Genomic DNA, 17,398 nt, shown 5'->3' with positions numbered 1-17,398 from the left:
AGCCTGTGGAAAACGTGGAGCGTTTGGTTGAATCGCGGTGGCTGGCTGGCCGCGGTTGAGTCAAGCTGTTGGCATTTTGGGCATGACCGCATAAGCCCCAGCATCAACGCGCCAACAACCGCTACATCCTTTTAAGAATCTAATTCTTAGTAGAAGTGAGGATCGACCAGCTTGTCGATAACATCTGAAACCAAACCGTTGCTCGCTGTGCTCAAGGGCAGTCGCGCCAAAACACCGCCGATCTGGCTGATGCGCCAGGCGGGCCGCTATCTCCCCGAATATCGCGCGCTCCGAGCGGAAAAAGGCGGCTTTCTTGCGCTCGCCACCGATCCAGAAGCCGCCGCCGAGGTAACACTGCAGCCGATCCGCCGTTTTGGCTTCGATGGCGCGATCCTTTTCTCCGATATCCTGATGGTGCCATGGGCATTGGGCCAGGATTTGAGTTTTGGTGTGGGCGAGGGTCCGCGTCTGGCACCCCCACTCGTGGATGCCGCTCTGGCGAGCCTGCATGCAGCGCCTGAGCGGCTCGAACCCGTTTATGCTACCGTGGCGCGGGTCGCTGCTGCATTGCCAGCTGAGACGACTTTTCTGGGCTTTGCCGGCAGCCCCTGGACCGTCGCGACCTATATGGTCGCCGGGCAGGGCAGCAAGGATCAGGGCGAAACACGCCGTGCCGCCTATGCCGATCCGCTGGCCTTTGCCGAAATCATCGACGCGATCGCCGCCATGACGGTCGATTATCTCTCGGCGCAGATCGAAAATGGCGTGGAAGCGGTGCAATTGTTTGACAGCTGGGCGGGTTCGCTCAGCCCGTCACAGTTCGAACGCTGGGTCATCGCGCCCAATGCGGCGATCGTCGCTGGATTGAAAGCGCGACATCCCGATACGCCGATTATTGGTTTCCCCAAGGGCGCCGGCGGTAAACTCCCCGCTTATGCGCGTGAAACCGGCGTCGATGCGCTCGGGCTGGACGAAACCGTCGATCCGGTCTGGGCCGATGCCAATCTGCCCAAACATATGCCAGTGCAGGGCAATCTCGATCCGCTCGCGCTGATCGCCGGCGGTGTCGCGCTCGAGGAAGCGATCGATCGCGTGCTTGCGGCGTTCGCGGATCGCCCGCATATCTTTAATCTCGGCCACGGCATCCTGCCGGATACGCCGATCGAGCACGTCGAGGCGCTGCTGGCGCGGGTGCGACAATGATGGAGCGACTGATCGTGGCGTATAATTGGTATCTCGCCGCGCATGTGATCTTTGTGATCTTCTGGATGGCCGGGCTGTTCATGCTGCCGCGCTATCTAGTCTACCACCAGGAAGCGCTTGCCGGCGGCCGTACGGATGAAGCAGCTTTGTGGGTCGAGCGCGAAAGCAAGATTCGCACGATCATCCTGTCTCCGGCAATGATCATTGTTTGGCTGCTCGGCCTCACTCTGGCGACGATCGGCAATCATTGGGTCGAGCCTTGGCTGCACGCCAAATTGCTCTTCGTACTCGGTTTGAGCGGCTATCACGGCTGGGCGGTAGGATACGCCAAGAAACTCGCTACGAACAAGCCGACACTGAGCGGCAAGACGCTGCGTATGCTCAACGAAATCCCGGCCGTTACTGCTGCCTTCATCGTCATTTTGGTGATCGTGAAGCCGTTCTAAGGACGCATCACAACACTACCAATGCTTTTTCCGGGGAAGGTAGGGCCCAGCCCGGTGCCGTAACAGGGTCCTGGCCTTTGCCTGAAAGCGTGGGAAAGGCGTTGTACCGCATAACCCCGTTGACTTGCTCGCCCCCCCCTCTTAATTCCTGCGCTTGTCGGTATCGCTTTTCAGTAGGCCGGCATCCTCCTCCAGCATCGCCTGCCCGAGTCCTTCGCGCACCTTCTCGATGCCCATCTCCCCAGACTAGCCGGACGCTGATCCCATGCATCTCAAAGACCTCAAGAACAAGAAACCGGCCGAGCTGGTCAGCATGGCGGAGGAATTGGGCGTTGAAGGCGCCTCCACGCTGCGCAAGCAGGATCTGATGTTCGCCATCCTCAAGGTCCAGGCCGAAGAGGGCGAGATGATCATGGGCGAGGGCACGATCGAAGTGCTCCCCGATGGCTTCGGCTTCCTGCGCAGCCCGCAATCCAATTACCTCGCTGGCCCCGACGACATCTATGTCTCGCCCAACCAGGTGCGCAAATTCGGCTTGCGGACTGGTGATACGGTCGAGGGAGAGATCCGCGGCCCTAAGGATGGCGAACGGTATTTCGCGCTGGTCAAGCCGTCGAAGGTCAATTTCGACGATCCCGAAGCAGTGCGCCACCGGGTCAATTTCGACAATCTGACGCCGCTCTATCCTGAATCGAAGCTCACCCTCGATACGCTCGATCCGACGCAGAAGGACAAGTCCGCTCGCGTCATCGATATCGTCAGCCCGCAGGGCAAGGGCCAGCGTACGCTGATCGTCGCGCCACCGCGCGTCGGCAAGACGGTGATGCTGCAGAATATCGCGCGCGCCATTTCCGAAAACCACCCTGAGGTGTTCCTGATCGTTCTGCTGATCGACGAACGCCCCGAAGAAGTCACCGACATGCAGCGCTCGGTCAAGGGCGAGGTGGTCTCCTCGACCTTTGACGAGCCCGCGCAGCGCCACGTGCAGGTCGCGGAAATGGTCATCGAAAAGGCCAAGCGTCTGGTCGAGCACAAAAAGGACGTGGTAATCCTGCTTGATTCGATCACCCGCCTGGGCCGCGCCTACAACACCGTCGTGCCGAGCTCGGGCAAGGTACTGACCGGCGGCGTCGATGCCAATGCCTTGCAGCGGCCGAAGCGCTTCTTCGGCGCCGCGCGTAACATCGAGGAAGGCGGGTCGCTCTCGATCATCGCCACCGCGCTGATCGATACCGGCAGCCGCATGGACGAAGTGATCTTCGAGGAATTCAAGGGCACGGGCAACTCGGAGATCGTGCTCGACCGCAAGGTCGCAGACAAACGTGTCTTCCCGGCGCTCGATGTCGGCAAGTCCGGCACGCGCAAGGACGAATTACTGGTCGACAAGGTCAAGCTCAGCAAGATGTGGGTGCTGCGTCGCATCCTTATGCAGATGGGTACGATCGATGCGATGGAATTCCTGCTCGACAAGATGAAGGATTCCAAGACAAACGAGGACTTTTTCGACAGCATGAATCAATGATCGAACGCGTCCTGATTTAGCAAGGCTTATCAGGGCGCGCGCACCGTCCCTATCGGCGTGGGCTCAGCCCACGCCTTTTTTATGGCAACCACTGCCGATCCCTTACGTTGATCTCGATCATCCCAAATGCGGAGACCTCCTCGTGACCATCTTGGCCCTGCTGGCCGCCGCCCTTCCTGCCGTTGAGCCAATGTCGCTTAGCTGGCTATGGAACCACATCGTCAGCGATTTCGCCAATATTGGCACTGCCTCCGCGATGACCGCGTTCGCCACCGTTGTGCTGCTCGACGTGGCGCTGGCGGGTGACAACGCGATCATCGTCGGCGCGCTTGCGGCTGGCCTGCCGACCGATCAGCGTAAGAAGGTCATTTTGATCGGCATCCTCGCCGCGCTCGTGCTGCGCATCATCTTTGCAGTGGCGGTGCTGTACGGCTTGGAGAGCTTTAAAAGCTACGGCCTGGTGTTGGGTGGCGGTCTGTTGCTGCTGTGGGTGGCGTGGAAGATGTACCGCGAACTGCAGCCGAAAAGCGTGCCTGGCGGTTCGCCCGAGATCGAGGGTGACGAGAATAGCGGGATTCGCCCTGCCAAGAGCTTTCTAGCCGCCGCTTGGGCGGTCGCCGTGGCGGACGTTTCGATGAGCCTTGATAACGTCCTCGCCGTCGCTGGTGCAGCGCGCGAGCATCCCGGCATCATGGTTATCGGGCTGATTCTGTCGGTTGCGTTGATGGGCCTCGCCGCCAACGTTATCGCCAAATATATCGAGCGTTATCGCTGGATTGCCTGGGTCGGGCTGGTCATCATCCTCTATGTCGCTGGCAAGATGATTTTCGAAGGCTTGCACGATGTCCAGCCGATGATCGCAGCGATCGGCTGATCACATCGTCGTCACCCCAGCAGCGCTGGGGTGACGATCATCGAGTGCAGATTACCGCAGATGTTCGGCGAAGAACGCCGCCGTCCGGCGATCCGCCAGTTCCGCTGCGTCAGGCGAGCGTCGGTCGCCAGTTTCCGTGGCGAAGCCATGATCTTCGCCGGGATAATCGTACATCGTCACCTTGGGATGATCGTCCAGCCCGGCATGCATCCGCGCCTGCGCGTTCTTGTCGACGAAATGATCCTCGATCGGCACGTGCAGCAGCACCGGCCGGGCAATGGCGTGTTTTTCGCCCAGCAGCCCATCGATGCCGACGCCATAATACCCAACGCTGGCATCAATATCGGTACGCGCTGCGGTCATGAAGGCAAGCCGCCCCCCCAGGCAATAGCCCACCACGCCCACCTTGCCGCCATCCACGCGCGCCCGCGCGGCACGGATTGTTGCTTCAATATCGGCGATGCCGTGATCCTGATCAAACTGGCCGAACAAGCCGAGCGCCTGTTGCATCTCCTCCGGCACGTCGGGATTAAGCTCGATCCCGGGCTTGATCCGCCAGAATAGATCGGGTGCGATGGCCAGATACCCGGCTTGGGCAAGGGCATCACATTTGGCGCGGATTCCGGCATTCACGCCGAAAATTTCCTGGATGACGATGATGGCAGCGGTGGGCGTCGAGCTCGGCTCGGCGATATACGCTTCGAAGCTGCTGGCATGGTCGAGTGTGTTGATGGTGATCATGGGCAAGAGCGGATCCTTTGCTAAGGTGATGAGCGTTGCGGGGGGAGCGCTGCGGCGCGCATAGCTGCGGTTCAGACTATGCCGCGCACTCAGCCGGCTCAAGCGGAGAAAAGCGTCATGAAATTCAACGTCGAAGTCGATTGCACACCGGAAGAGGCCCGCCGCATGATGGGCTTGCCCGATCTGACGCCGGTGCACGACAAATATATCGCCACGCTGACCGGCGCGATGGACGGCGTGATCGCGCCGGATCTTCTCGAGGGCATGATGCGCAGCTGGGCGCCGATGAATGATGCCGGCATGGGATTCTGGCGCAAGATGTTCGAAGCGTCGAGCGATACGAGCAAGTCGCCGGGCTGATCGCATGAGCACGATCTACGCTGTCTCCAGCGGCGCCCCACCTGCGGCAATCGCCGTGCTGCGCATCAGCGGGCCTGCAGCCTTGTCTGCCGCCGCAACGCTGGCGGGCGACCTGCCCGCGGAACGCCGGGCGACGCTACGCGCGCTGCGCGATCCCGCCGACGGCGGCGTGCTCGATCGCGCGTTGCTGTTGGTGTTTCGCGCGCCCGGCACGGCGACTGGCGAGGATCTCGTCGAACTCCATCTGCATGGCGGCCGGGCGGTCGTGGCGGCAGTGGAACGGGCATTGGCCACGCTGCCGGGGCTGGCGCCAGCGCAACCGGGGGAATTCACGCGGCGCGCGCTGACCAACGGCCGGATCGATCTCACCGAGGCGGAAGGCCTGGGCGACCTGCTCGCGGCGGAAACCGAAAGCCAGCGCCGCGCTGCGATGATGGCGGCGGAGGGCGGGATCCGCCGGCGGGTCGAGCAATGGTCGGCGCGCTTGCTGGCGCTATCGGCGCGGATCGAAGCGGAACTCGATTTCTCCGATGAGGACGATGTCGATGCGGTGCAGCTGGAAAACCTGAAAGCCGAGGCCGGCATATTGGCGTCGGAGATTGCAGCATTGGGCGAGCAACCATCGGTCGAGCGATTGCGCGACGGCGTTCGCGTGGTTTTGGCGGGGCCGCCCAATAGCGGCAAATCAACCTTGCTCAACGCGCTGGTCGACCGTGATGCGGCGATCGTATCGCCCATCGCGGGGACCACGCGTGATCGCATCGATGTTCCGGTGCAGCGTGACGGCATCGCCTATCTGATCACCGATACGGCGGGCCTGGCCAGCGAGAGCGACGATCCGATCGAGCGCATCGGCATCGACCGCGCGCGTGCCGCGATGGCGACGTCGGATATTCTGCTGTGGCTCGGCGCGGAAGCGGCGCCCGCTGGCGCGTTGTGGGTTTACGCGCGGGCCGATCAGCCTGAGCGGCGGGATCCGCCGCGCGGCATTGATCTCGCGGTGTCGGCAACAACGGGGCTTGGCATGAGCGCGCTGTGGCAGGCGATCGGCGAGCGTGCGCGCGCCGCCTTGCCGCGGCTCGATGATATCGCGCTCAACCGGCGGCAGCGCGACCTGGTCGGCGAGGCAGCGGCGGTGTTGCGGACGGTTGGAGACGAAAGTGACCCTTTGCTCGTGGCGGAGCAATTGAGACTCGCGCTGGCGGTGGTGGATCGGATTACCGGGCATAGCGATACGGAAGCGATGTTGGATGCTTTGTTCGGCAAGTTCTGCATCGGGAAATGATGTTCCACGTGGAACGCTTTGACTTGGGCGCGGGCAATGCCTAGCGCAAAGGGCATGTCCACATTCGATGTTATCGTCGTTGGCGGCGGCCATGCCGGTGTCGAGGCGGCGGCGGCGGCAGCGCGCCGCGGCGCCCGCACTGCGCTGGTCAGCTTCGATGCGGCCAAGATTGGCGCGATGTCGTGCAATCCGGCGATCGGCGGGCTCGGCAAAGGCCATCTGGTGCGCGAAGTGGATGCGTTCGACGGGCTGATGGCGCGGGCCACGGACGCCGCCGGCATCCATTATCGCATGCTGAATCGCAGCAAGGGCAGCGCGGTCCAGGGGCCGCGTGTGCAGGCGGATCGGCGCCGCTACGCCGCTGCGATCCAGCGGGCGATTGCCGATCAGGCTGGTTTGACGGTCGTTGCTGGGGAAGCGGCTGAACTGGCGCTTGATGTGCACGGAGCGGTCAAGGGACTGGTTCTCGCGGACGGACAGCAGCTCAAGGCGCCCGCTGTGGTGCTGGCAACGGGCACGTTTCTCGGCGGGCGAATGTTTCGCGGTGAGGAACGGCTAGCGGGCGGACGCATTGGCGAGGCGGCGGCGACCAGGCTGGCGCAGCAATTGCGCGACGCCAGATTGCCGATGACGCGGCTCAAGACGGGCACCCCACCGCGTCTGGATGGACGGACGATCGATTGGGCAGCGCTCGCGGAGCAGCCGAGCGACAGCGATCCCTGGACGATGTCGCCTATGTCGGACGGGCGCCCCCTGCCCCAGACCTTCTGCGCGATCACCCGCACCACGCCGCAGACGCATGATATCATCCGTGCATCGCTCGATCGCTCACCCTTGTTCGGCGGCGCGATCGGCGGGGTCGGCCCGCGCTATTGCCCGTCGATCGAGGACAAGATCCATCGCTTTGGCGACCGTGACGGCCATCAAGTGTTCCTCGAGCCGGAGGGGCTCGACGACAGCACGATCTATCCCAATGGCATATCCACTTCGCTGCCGACCGATGTGCAGGAAGCTATGATCCGCTCGATCCCCGGGCTGGAGCAGACACGGATCGTGATGCCCGGTTATGCCGTGGAATATGATCATATCGATCCTCGCGCGCTGGCGCCGACCCTGGAGGTGCGGGCCATGCCCGGCCTGTTCTGCGCCGGGCAGATCAACGGCACGACCGGCTATGAGGAGGCGTCCGGCCAGGGGCTGATCGCCGGGCTGAACGCCGCAGCCCATGCGCTCGGCGTCTCCCCCGTCGTGCTCGATCGCGCGAGCAGCTATCTCGGCGTGATGATCGACGATCTGGTGCTGCAGGGCGTTACCGAACCATATCGCATGCTGACGGCGCGCGCCGAATATCGGTTGCGCTTGCGCGCCGATAATGCCGAAACCCGCCTCGGCGCGATTGCCGAGCAAGCGGACTGCCTGGGCGCCGAGCGGCGTGCGCGCCTTGCTCGGCGTCGCATCGGGCTCGCGGAAATCGCGCAGCAGCTGGACGCGACCATTGCCGCGAACACCCTGCCCGCTCATATCGCGGGCGCCGACACGCCGCGCACCGGCGCAGAATGGCTGCGCATCGCCGGCTTGACCATAAACGAGATCGCGCCCGATCTGGCGGACCGATACGACGCGGCATTAATTGCCGAGGCCGCCGAGGATGCCCGCTACGCGCCCTATATCGCACGGCAGGACAGCGAGGTGGCGCGGCTGCGCGGCAACGATGCGATCGTGCTCGCGCCCGATCTCGATTTTGCCGGAATCCCCGGTTTGTCCAACGAGATGATCGAACGTCTCTCCACCGCGCGACCCACCACGCTGGGCGCCGCCAGCAGGATCCGGGGAATCACGCCGGCCGCATTGACCGCGATCATGCTCCATGCCCGAAAGCGCGCCGCATGACCGAAGACGATGCCAAGCAATGGATCGCCGATCGCTTTGGCCCCGCCGCAGTTGATACCTTGACCCGATTGGATGCGCTGGTCCGCGAAGAGGCCACGCAACAGAATCTCGTCTCTGCCGCGACGCTGGATCAGATGTGGGCGCGCCATATCGTCGATTCAGCGCAGCTCGTTCCCTTGTCAAAAGGCACACCGGGCACCTGGGCCGATATCGGCAGCGGCGCGGGTTTCCCCGGATTGGTGGTTGCCGCATTGCGCGACGACCCGATGATCCTGATCGAACCCCGCAAAAGGCGCGTGGATTTCCTCCGCCATGCCGCCGAGACGCTGGGGCTGACAAATGTTGTGGTGGAAACCGCCAAATCGCAAAATGTCAGCGCCAAAGCGACGGTTATTTCCGCGCGCGCCGTAGCGTCGGTGACCGCATTGCTCGATGCGGCGCGCGACATTGCCACGCCGGCGACCAAATGGCTGCTGCCCAAGGGGCTCGCGGCACGCGAAGAGGTGGCGCAGGCGCAGCGATCATGGCATGGTACGTTTCACGTGGAACACAGCGTCACTGATCCGAATTCGTTGATCGTGATCGTTCAAGGGGTGTCTCGTCGATGAATGTCATTGCGGTAGCGAACCAAAAGGGCGGTGTCGGCAAGACGACCACGGCAATCAATGTCGGCACTGCGCTTGCCGCTACCGGGCAGCGTGTATTGATCATCGATCTCGATCCGCAGGGCAACGCCTCGACCGGGCTTGGCATCAACCGCGCGGATCGCGAAAAATCGACTTATGATATCCTGCTCGGCGAACTGCCGATCACGGATGCCGCGGTATCGACTTGCGTCCCCAAGCTCGACGTCGTCCCCGCCACGGCGGATCTGTCGGGCGCGGAGATCGAGCTGGTCGAGTATGACGAGCGTACGCACCGCCTGAGCCGCGCGCTTGCCCGCTGCGAGGAGCGCTGGGATGTCGTGCTGATCGATTGTCCGCCCTCGCTCGGGCTGCTGACCCTGAACGCAATGGTCGCGGCGAATTCACTGCTCGTGCCGCTACAATGCGAATTCTTCGCGCTCGAGGGGCTGAGCCAGCTGCTCGGGACGGTCGAGCGCATTCGCGACCGTTTCAATCCCGGGCTCACCATCATCGGCGTGGCGCTAACCATGTATGATCGCCGCAACCGACTGACCGAACAGGTTTCCAACGACGTGCGCGCTGTGCTCGGCCGGGTGGTGTTCGATACGGTGATCCCGCGCAACGTGCGCTTGTCGGAAGCGCCGAGCCACGGTCTGCCCGCCCTGATCTACGATTACCGCTGCTCTGGCTCGGAAGCGTATATCGCGCTGGCGCGTGAGCTGATCGCGCGTCTGCCCAAGCCTGCCGCTCCCAGCTATACGAAGGCCGCATGACCGACACGACGCCAGACGCCGCCGCGTCGCCCACGCCGCGGCCCAAGCCCCGCTCGGGCCTCGGCCGTGGGCTCAACGCCTTGCTCGGCGATATGGCGCGCGAAGAACCGGTGGGCGGTGGCGAAAAGACCACGCCGGGCCTGCGCACGCTGCCGGTCGGCTCGCTCACCCCCCATCCCGGCCAGCCGCGCCGCCATTTCGACGAAGCCGCGCTCGACGAGCTGGCCACGTCGATCGCCGCGCGCGGGCTGATCCAGCCGATCGTCGTGCGCCCGCACGGCAAGGATTATCAGATCGTCGCGGGCGAGCGCCGCTGGCGCGCCGCGCAGCGCGCACGGCTGCACGAAGTCCCGGTGATCATCCGTGACTTCGATGATGCCGAGACGCTGGAAGTGGCGCTGGTGGAGAATATCCAGCGGCAGGATCTCAACGCGATCGAAGAGGCGGAGGCCTATCACCGGCTGATCGACGATTATGGCCATACACAGGAAGCGCTGGGCAAACTGGTCCACAAATCGCGCAGCCATATCGCCAATCTGCTGCGGCTGCTCGATCTGCCGCAGCCGGTGCAGCAGCGCGTCGTCACCGGCGAGCTCAGCATGGGGCATGCGCGCGCGCTGATCGGCGCGCCCGATATCGAGAGCCTGTCGGATCAGATCGTCGCCAAGGGCCTGTCGGTGCGCGAGACCGAGCGCCTCGCGCGCGCCGCCAAGCCCGATGCGCGCGCGCGATCGGGCGGTAATGGCGGGCGTGACGCCGATCTGGCGGCGCTGGAGCATCAATTGGGCGATCTGCTCGGGCTGACAGTGCGCGTGACGCACAGTGCCAAGGGCGGCGCGATGACGCTCAATTACGCCACGCTGGATCAGCTGGACATGATCTGCCAGCGGCTGACCGGCGAACGGATCTAGCGCGGTTCGTGCGCGGCGTGATGCGCTGACGCGGTGACGAGCTGTTCCACCTCACCCGGGGGGACCACCGCCACCGGTGCCGGAGTCTCCGCGCGATAGCCAAGGGTCGCCCTGCCCTGCACCGGTCCGGCAATATCGGCGACGAGATAGAGCGGCCGGCGCTTGGATTCGACATAGAGGCGACCGAGATATTCGCCGATCATGCCCAGTACGAACATCTGTACCGCTCCGAGGAACACGGTGACCAGCATGGTCGAGGTCCAGCCCTGCACCGCGCTGCCCGACAGCCAGCCGATCGCGATATAGACGAACAGCAGCAGTGACACGCCGGTGAGCGCCAGCCCGGCATGGCTGGCGAAACGCAGTGGCGCGGTGGAAAAGCCGGTGACCGCATCGAAGGCCAGCCGGATCATCTTGCCCAAAGGATAATTGGTCTCGCCGGCATGCCGCTCGGCACGATCATAAGCGAAGGGCACCTGGCGGAAGCCGATCCACGCCACCATCCCGCGAATAAACCGTGCCTGTTCGGGCAGGCTCAGAAACGCATCCAGCGCGCGCCGGCTCATCAGGCGAAAATCGCCGGTATCGAGCGGGATCGGCGTGTCGGTCAGCCGATCGAGCATGCGGTAGAAGATCGCGGCGGTGAGCTTCTTGAACACCGTCTCGCCCTCGCGCTTGCGGCGCACGGCATAGACCACATCGGCCTCCTGCGCGGCCATCGTGGCGCGCATCTCGGTGAGCAGTTCGGGCGGATCCTGCAGATCGGCATCGATGATCAGGATCTGCGCGCCGGCGCACAGATCGAGCCCGGCGGTCAGCGCGAGCTGATGCCCGTGATTGCGCGACAGATTGATCGCGACCAGCCGCGGATCGCTTGCCGCCAGCCGCTGCATCGCCGGCCAGCTATCGTCCCTCGAGCCATCATTGATCATGACGATCTCGTAATCATCGCCCACCGCGGCGCGCGCCGCGCCAGTGATGCGCGCGTGCAGCACATCGAGGCACGCCGCCTCGTTATAGCAAGGGACGACGACAGAGAGCGCAGGACGGTTCATGGCACGAGCATAGCGTGGGCATGGCAATGCGTCACCGTGATCTTGCAGTTCGGATGGAGTTAGCTAATATGTCAGCTAAGGAGCAGAGAGATGGCCACGACCGTCAAGATGCATGACGCCAAAACCCACCTCTCTAGCCTGGTCGCGCGGGCCGTGGCTGGTGAGGAAATCATCATCGCACGCGGCGACGCTCCTCAAGTCAAGCTCACGCCGATTGCCCCAGCCACCAAGCCCAACCGTGTGCCCGGCGCATTAAAAGGCAAGATCTCGATCCCGGACGGCTTCTTCGATCCGATGACCGAGGAAGAGCTGGCCTTGTGGGAGGGTAAATGAGATTGCTGCTCGATACCCATGCCTTGGCATGGTGGTTCGAGGATAGCGATCGGCTCGGCGATCAGGCGCGTGCCGCTATCGAGGCGGGGGCCAATGACGTATTGGTCAGCGCCGTTTCGGTGTTCGAGATGTCGCTCAAGCATCGTAGCGGCAAGTGGCCTGAAATGGCATCGTTACTGGACGATTTGAACGGCTATATCCTCAGCGAGCGTTTTGACGTGTTGCCTCTGTCGATGGCCCATGCGCAGCTGGCCGGCAGCCTGCCAATACCGCATCGCGATCCGTTCGATCGCCTGCTGATCGCGCAAGCGCAGATCGAGCAGACGACGCTCGTTTCTAACGAGGCTTTGTTTGATCAGTTCGGCGTCCGCCGTCTCTGGTAGGCGTTACGCCTTCACCGCCGCCCGCGCGCGCTCCTCGACCAACCGCTCCAGAATCGTCAGCGGCACCGCGCCATCGCGCAGCACCTCGTGGAACTGCTTCACGTCATATTTGGCGCCCATGATCTTCTTGGCGTTGTCGCGCGCGCGCAGCCAGCTGATATGGCCGAGCTTATAGCTGCAGGCCTGGCCCGGCATCGTGCAATAGCGCTCGATCTCGCGCTGCGAGCGGCCGCGGGCAAAGCCCACCGTGGCGACGAAATAATCGGTCGCCTGCTCGCGCGTCCAGCGCTTGGTGTGAATGCCGGTATCGACGACCAGCCGCGCGGCGCGGAACAGGAAGCTCTGCAGATAGCCGGCGCGTTCGATCGGCCCGGCATATCCGCCAAGTTCGTCGGCCAGCTGCTCGGCATACAGCGCCCAGCCCTCGACATAGGCGCCGAAGAAGCTGAACTTGCGCAACAAAGGCGTCTTGAGCGACGCGACGAGGCTGAGCTGCAGGTGATGCCCGGGGACGCCTTCGTGATAGGTCAGCGACGGCAAGGTATATTTGGGCCAGTCGCCCACGCTTTTCAGGTTGATCCAGTAGATCGCCGGGCGTGAGCCATCCAGGGCGGCGAGATTGTAATAGCCGTTCGACGCGCCATCCTGAATCTCGGCGGGTACGGCGCGGATTTCGAGCGGTGCGTTGGGCGGATCGATGAATGCCTGCGGCAATTTGGCCTGCATGGCCCTGGCCCCGGCATTGAGCCCGGCGATCAGCTCGGCGCGGCCGGCCGCGCTGTCGGCATAAAGCTGCGCGGGCTGCTTGTTGAGCGCGGTCAGCCGCTCGCCCACCGTGCCTTGTGTCAGGCCCTGGCTTTTGAGGATCGTGTCGAGCTCGGCGGTGAGCTGCGCGACCTGCTCGAGGCCGATCTTGTGCACCTCGTCGGGCGTGAAATCGGTCGTCGTGGCGGCGGCCAATGCGGCGGCATAGATTTCGTCGCCTTTGGGCAGACGCCACAGGCCGGCCTTGTCGCTCGCGGTGGTGCGCAATTGCCGGATCAAGGCGATCTGGCGATCCAGCGCGGGATAGACCTTGGCGGTGACGATCTCGGTCGCGCGCCTCGCCCAGTCGCCGGGGATGCCCGCGGCGGCGGTGCGCGTCGCGACCGAGCGGACCAGACCGCTGTCGGCCGCCGTTGGGGTGCGCAAGGCGGCCATCTGGCCGAGCGCGAGATCGAGCGAGAAATCGGGCGCCAGGATGCCGCGCGCCGCCTCGCTGCGCTGCATCGCGCTATCCTGATCAAGCGCGGTGGCGAACGCGCTCAGGCGCGTGAGATAGGCTTCGGCATCCGCCGCGGTCTTGATCGTGTGCTGCGAATTGAGGAAATCGGGTACGTCGAAATAAGCGCCCTGCTGCTGCGTGATCGTATAGGGGCGCACGGCCGAGCCGAGGCCGAACTTCTCCGGGCCGACTGTCTGGCTGTTGAGCGAATAGAGCACCACTTCGCGGTTGAGCTTGCCGGCGTGCGACAGCGTTTCGGGCCTGATTGCCCCGATCCGCGCGATCGATTTCTTGGTGCGCGCCAGATCGGCGCTGCGTGCTGCGGCGGAACGATCGTCGAGGCGCGATTTGAGCGGCGCCAGTGCGCCCTTGTCGAGCCCCAGACCGGTGGCGGATTCGGGCGCTTCGAGCAGTCCTTCGTCAAAAATCTTGACGAACAGGGCATCCAGCGCGGCATCACCGGCGGTTGCCGTGGCGGCCAGCGCGCGCGCCGGGAGCAAGGAAAGTGCGGTGGCGGCGGTGGTGGAGGCAAGAAAGCTGCGACGATCCAAAGCGATACCTTTCAAATCTGGTGTGAGGTCAGCCTAACACACCGAATCGCGTCGGCAAGCGCTCAAACCCGCTCGACGGCGTTCACCGCATCGGCGGCGCGCAGCGCGGCGATAACGCGCGCGAGATGCTGCACATCATGCACTTCCAGATCGATCGTATTGGTATGGAAGCCGGTATCGCGGTTATCGAGCCGGAGATTGACGATATTGGCTTGTTGCGCGCCGATGATCGTCGCAATCGTGCCCAACGCGCCGGGTTCGTTCTTGACCTCAAGCGAGATCCGCCCCGTAGCGCCCTCGGTCTTGTCGCCCCAGGACAGATCGACCCAATCGGCATCATCGGCGCTGGCCAGCACCGGGCAGTCGATGGTGTGCACTTCGATTCCCGCATCGGGGCGGCGTAGCCCGACGATACGGTCGCCGGGCACCGGGTGGCAGCATTCGGCGAGGTCGAAGGCCACGCCCGGGGTCAGCCCGCGGATCGAGATCGCGCTCGATTGCGGTGGCAAGGCACGCAGGCTGTCGCCCCCGGCCGATCCCGGCATCAACGCCTCCATCACCTGCGCATCGGTCACGCGGCGGCGGGCGATGGCCTCCATCAGCGCGGCGGTGTCGGGCAGTTTGAGCCGCACCAGGGCCGCTTTCTGCGCGTCGCTGGCCATCGTCGCGGGCAGCCGGCTGACGATCTCGTCATAGATCTTGCGCCCCAGCGCCTGCGTCTCATCGCGATCCTTCTGGCGCAGATGACGGCGGATCGCCGCCAGCGCCTTGCCGGTAATGGCGAAATTGAGCCACGCTGGTTGCGGCTCCTGCGCCTTGGAGCGCAGGATCTGCACCTGATCGCCATTTTCGATCGGCGCGCGCAACTGCACCACACGCCCGTTGATCTTGGCGCCCACCGCCTGATCACCCAGATCGGTGTGCACCGCATAAGCGAAATCGATCGGCGTCGCGCCCTTGGGCAGCTGGATCAGCTCGCCCTTGGGGGTGAACGCGAAGATGCGGTCGGCGTACATCGCCATCTTGGTATGTTCGAGCAGTTCTTCGGGCGACTCTGCCGTATCGAGAATCTCCACCAAGTCCCTGATCCAGCTGACTTGTGTCTCCGGTTTCACCTTGTCCTGCTTGTATGCCCAATGCGCCGCGAGACCCATTTCGGCCTCTTCGTGCATACTCTCGGTGCGGATCTGGATCTCCACGCGGCTGTTATCGGCGTGGATCACGGTGGTGTGCAGCGAGCGATAGCCGTTGCGCTTGGGCGTCGAGATATAATCCTTGAACCGCCCCGGCACCATCGGCCAGCGGCGATGGATATGGCCCAAGGCGGCGTAGCAATCCTCCTCGGTCGGCACGATGGCGCGGAACGCCATGATGTCGGACAACTGCTCGAAGCTGATGTGCCGTTCGGCCATCTTCTTCCAGATGCTGTAGGGATGCTTTTCGCGCCCCGAAATGTCGGCATCGACACCGTGGCGGCTGAGCAGCAGCTTCAGCCCCGAGCCGATCTTGGCGATACGGTCCCCGCCCCCGCCGGTCTTGAGCGATTCAAGCCGCCGCGTGATCGATTCATACGCTTCGGGCTCGAGCTGCGCGAAGGCGAGCGTCTGCATCTCCTTCATGAACTCGTACATCCCGATCCGCTCGGCGAGCGGCGCGTAGATATCCATCGTTTCCTTGGCGATGCGGCGACGCTTCTCCGGCTTGGCGATGTGATGCAGCGTGCGCATATTGTGCAGCCGATCGGCCAGTTTCACCAGCAGCACGCGGATATCGCCGGACATGGCGAGCAGGAATTTGCGCAGATTTTCCGCCGCGCGCTCATTCTCGGTCTGCGCCTCGATGCGGCTGAGCTTGGTGACGCCATCAACCAGCCGCGCGACGTTGGCGCCGAACAAGTGCTCGATCTGCTCGATCGTGGCGACGGTATCCTCGACGGTGTCGTGCAGGATGGCGGTGGCGATCGTCTCGTCATCAAGGTGCAACTCGGTCAGGATACCGGCGACCTGGATCGGGTGGCTGAAATAGGGATCGCCCGAGGCGCGCTTCTGCGTGCCATGGGCATTGACCGAAAACACATAGGCACGGTTGAGCAACGCCTCATTGGCGTGGGGATCGTAGCTCAGGACCCGATCGACGAGTTCATATTGTCGCAGCACGCGACCCAGATGGGGCCGCGTGCTGTTGCTTTGCAACAATTTGTTGCGGTTATTTCGCGCGCGTGTTGCACTTCGCCAGCGCCGCCGCGTCAAACGCTGCGCCGTTGGCGGTAAAGGTGCTCACCGCACCCAGGCGCTTGACCACCTGTTCGCAGACGATCGCGTCACGCGAGGTGGATTTTGCGGCGCTGCACACCGCGCCATCGCATTTCCATATCAGATCACCGGCGATCAAATTGGGCTTGGCCGGTGCGGCGACCGGGGTGGCATTGTAATAGCCAGCGCCGGCGGCCGATGCGGTGAGCGCGGCGGCCATAATGGCGGCGGCGACTGAGATCGAACGAATCATGTAAAGTCCTCCCGATGTTGCGCAGCACAATAGGTTGCGATGCGCCACCTACATCCCGGCAATTTAAGTTGCAACTAGAAACTTATAAGACGTTGCTACGCCGTGGGAAAAGGAGTTAGGTGGTGCCATGGCCGGAAAATTACGGGAGCCCCTGCGCGATCTTGCGGAATGCAGCCTCCCTGCAGCGTTGGAGGCGATGGGGGAGCGCTGGTCGTTTTTGATCCTGCGTGCGGCGTTTAACGGGCTGCACCATTTCGAGGAATATCAGTCCGAACTGGGCATTGCGCGCAACATCCTGGCCAACAGACTGTCGCGCCTGGTCAAGCACGGTATCCTCAAGCGTGATGCCCTGCCCGAGGATCGGCGCAAGATCGTGTATCGGCTGACCGAAAAGGGTGAGGCATTGCTGCCCACCATGCTGGCGCTGCGGCAATGGGGCGAGCGCTGGGAGACAGGCATGCCGGCCACCCCGGTGCTGGTCGACAATCGCGACAAACGTGCCATCCGGCCGATCACGGTGACGGCGTGGGATGGCCGCCCCTTGAGCAAAAGCGAACTGCATTGGGCGCTGCCCCAGGATGTCGTGCAGGACGTCTAAGTCGAGGCAATCGACGCGCCGGGCGCCCCCGCGCAACCGTTGACGCGCCGATGATGGCCTTATAGTCCGACAACAGAA

At 63.6% G+C, this 17,398-nt stretch carries 18 protein-coding genes; 13 read left to right on the top strand and 5 right to left on the bottom strand.

Annotated elements, in window-relative coordinates:
- Positions 1-171: 171 nt before the first annotated feature.
- The 4 genes from hemE (at position 172) to ABC969_RS15060 (ending at position 4,045) form a co-directional block, all read left to right on the top strand.
- Positions 172-1,203: a uroporphyrinogen decarboxylase gene (hemE, locus tag ABC969_RS15075; protein ID WP_345865976.1), complete on the top strand. Its 1,032-nt coding sequence runs from the start codon at positions 172-174 to the stop codon at positions 1,201-1,203.
- Positions 1,203-1,649: a CopD family protein gene (locus tag ABC969_RS15070; RefSeq protein WP_345866087.1), complete on the top strand. Its 447-nt coding sequence runs from the start codon at positions 1,203-1,205 to the stop codon at positions 1,647-1,649. Before hemE ends, ABC969_RS15070 begins: the two co-directional genes overlap by 1 nt.
- A gap of 265 nt (positions 1,650-1,914) precedes the next feature.
- Positions 1,915-3,171 carry a transcription termination factor Rho gene (gene rho, locus ABC969_RS15065; RefSeq protein ID WP_261293924.1) on the top strand — a complete coding sequence of 419 codons (1,257 nt, stop codon included), beginning with the start codon at positions 1,915-1,917 and terminating at the stop codon, positions 3,169-3,171.
- Between the two features lie 190 nt (positions 3,172-3,361).
- Positions 3,362-4,045 (top strand): YjbE family putative metal transport protein, encoded by a 684-nt coding sequence (locus tag ABC969_RS15060; RefSeq protein ID WP_345866086.1) that lies wholly within the window; start codon positions 3,362-3,364, stop codon positions 4,043-4,045.
- A 51-nt stretch (positions 4,046-4,096) separates the two neighbouring features.
- Here the strand turns inward: ABC969_RS15060 and ABC969_RS15055 are convergent, their stop codons facing one another.
- On the bottom strand, positions 4,097-4,786 hold the full coding sequence (locus tag ABC969_RS15055; protein ID WP_345866085.1) for a dienelactone hydrolase family protein: 690 nt from the start codon (positions 4,784-4,786) through the stop codon (positions 4,097-4,099).
- A 117-nt stretch (positions 4,787-4,903) separates the two neighbouring features.
- On the opposite strand from ABC969_RS15055, the gene ABC969_RS15050 reads away from it, so the two are divergent.
- From ABC969_RS15050 to ABC969_RS15025, 6 genes are read left to right on the top strand one after another with little or no spacing between them, the layout of a single operon-like run.
- The gene (locus ABC969_RS15050; protein ID WP_345865975.1) at positions 4,904-5,146 is read left to right on the top strand and encodes a DUF6489 family protein; all 243 of its coding nucleotides are present in this window, start codon (positions 4,904-4,906) and stop codon (positions 5,144-5,146) included.
- Positions 5,147-5,150: 4 nt separating this feature from the next.
- On the top strand, positions 5,151-6,431 hold the full coding sequence (gene mnmE, locus ABC969_RS15045) for a tRNA uridine-5-carboxymethylaminomethyl(34) synthesis GTPase MnmE (RefSeq protein ID WP_345865974.1): 1,281 nt from the start codon (positions 5,151-5,153) through the stop codon (positions 6,429-6,431).
- Between the two features lie 54 nt (positions 6,432-6,485).
- Positions 6,486-8,321, top strand: coding sequence for a tRNA uridine-5-carboxymethylaminomethyl(34) synthesis enzyme MnmG (gene mnmG, locus ABC969_RS15040; RefSeq protein WP_345865973.1), 1,836 nt, complete (start codon positions 6,486-6,488; stop codon positions 8,319-8,321).
- Positions 8,318-8,929, top strand: coding sequence for a 16S rRNA (guanine(527)-N(7))-methyltransferase RsmG (gene rsmG / locus ABC969_RS15035; protein WP_345865972.1), 612 nt, complete (start codon positions 8,318-8,320; stop codon positions 8,927-8,929). The genes mnmG and rsmG overlap by 4 nt, the downstream gene beginning before the upstream one ends.
- Positions 8,926-9,720, top strand: a complete 795-nt coding sequence (locus ABC969_RS15030; protein ID WP_345865971.1) for a ParA family protein — start codon at positions 8,926-8,928, stop codon at positions 9,718-9,720. The genes rsmG and ABC969_RS15030 overlap by 4 nt, the downstream gene beginning before the upstream one ends.
- Positions 9,717-10,631, top strand: coding sequence for a ParB/RepB/Spo0J family partition protein (locus ABC969_RS15025; RefSeq protein ID WP_380807613.1), 915 nt, complete (start codon positions 9,717-9,719; stop codon positions 10,629-10,631). The genes ABC969_RS15030 and ABC969_RS15025 overlap by 4 nt, the downstream gene beginning before the upstream one ends.
- On the opposite strand, the gene ABC969_RS15020 is transcribed toward ABC969_RS15025, so the two are convergent.
- Positions 10,628-11,686, bottom strand: coding sequence for a glycosyltransferase family 2 protein (locus tag ABC969_RS15020; protein ID WP_345865970.1), 1,059 nt, complete (start codon positions 11,684-11,686; stop codon positions 10,628-10,630). The two genes, ABC969_RS15025 and ABC969_RS15020, sit on opposite strands and share 4 nt — an antisense overlap.
- Before the next feature lie 90 nt (positions 11,687-11,776).
- On the opposite strand from ABC969_RS15020, the gene ABC969_RS15015 reads away from it, so the two are divergent.
- Positions 11,777-12,019 carry a type II toxin-antitoxin system Phd/YefM family antitoxin gene (locus ABC969_RS15015; protein ID WP_345865969.1) on the top strand — a complete coding sequence of 81 codons (243 nt, stop codon included), beginning with the start codon at positions 11,777-11,779 and terminating at the stop codon, positions 12,017-12,019.
- The gene (locus ABC969_RS15010) at positions 12,016-12,402 is read left to right on the top strand and encodes a type II toxin-antitoxin system VapC family toxin (RefSeq protein ID WP_345865968.1); all 387 of its coding nucleotides are present in this window, start codon (positions 12,016-12,018) and stop codon (positions 12,400-12,402) included. Before ABC969_RS15015 ends, ABC969_RS15010 begins: the two co-directional genes overlap by 4 nt.
- Before the next feature lie 3 nt (positions 12,403-12,405).
- Here the strand turns inward: ABC969_RS15010 and ABC969_RS15005 are convergent, their stop codons facing one another.
- The 3 genes from ABC969_RS15005 to ABC969_RS14995 all read right to left on the bottom strand — a co-directional run bounded on the left by ABC969_RS15005 (position 12,406) and on the right by ABC969_RS14995 (position 16,722).
- Positions 12,406-14,217, bottom strand: a complete 1,812-nt coding sequence (locus ABC969_RS15005; protein ID WP_345865967.1) for a DUF885 domain-containing protein — start codon at positions 14,215-14,217, stop codon at positions 12,406-12,408.
- A gap of 62 nt (positions 14,218-14,279) precedes the next feature.
- Positions 14,280-16,373: a RelA/SpoT family protein gene (locus tag ABC969_RS15000; RefSeq protein ID WP_345865966.1), complete on the bottom strand. Its 2,094-nt coding sequence runs from the start codon at positions 16,371-16,373 to the stop codon at positions 14,280-14,282.
- Between the two features lie 49 nt (positions 16,374-16,422).
- Entirely contained in the window at positions 16,423-16,722 is a 300-nt protein-coding gene (locus tag ABC969_RS14995; protein ID WP_345865965.1) for a CC_3452 family protein, read from the bottom strand.
- 127 nt (positions 16,723-16,849) lie between these two features.
- Here ABC969_RS14995 and ABC969_RS14990 point away from each other — a divergent pair, with 127 nt between their 5' ends.
- Entirely contained in the window at positions 16,850-17,320 is a 471-nt protein-coding gene (locus tag ABC969_RS14990; protein WP_345865964.1) for a winged helix-turn-helix transcriptional regulator, read from the top strand.
- The last annotated feature ends 78 nt before the right edge of the window (positions 17,321-17,398 follow it).

Source organism: Sphingomonas qilianensis (assembly GCF_039614825.1).
Taxonomy (GTDB): Bacteria; Pseudomonadota; Alphaproteobacteria; order Sphingomonadales; family Sphingomonadaceae; genus Sphingomonas; species Sphingomonas qilianensis.
The sequence above is the reverse complement of the archived record's forward strand: the minus strand, read 5'-3'. Positions and strand labels throughout refer to the sequence as shown.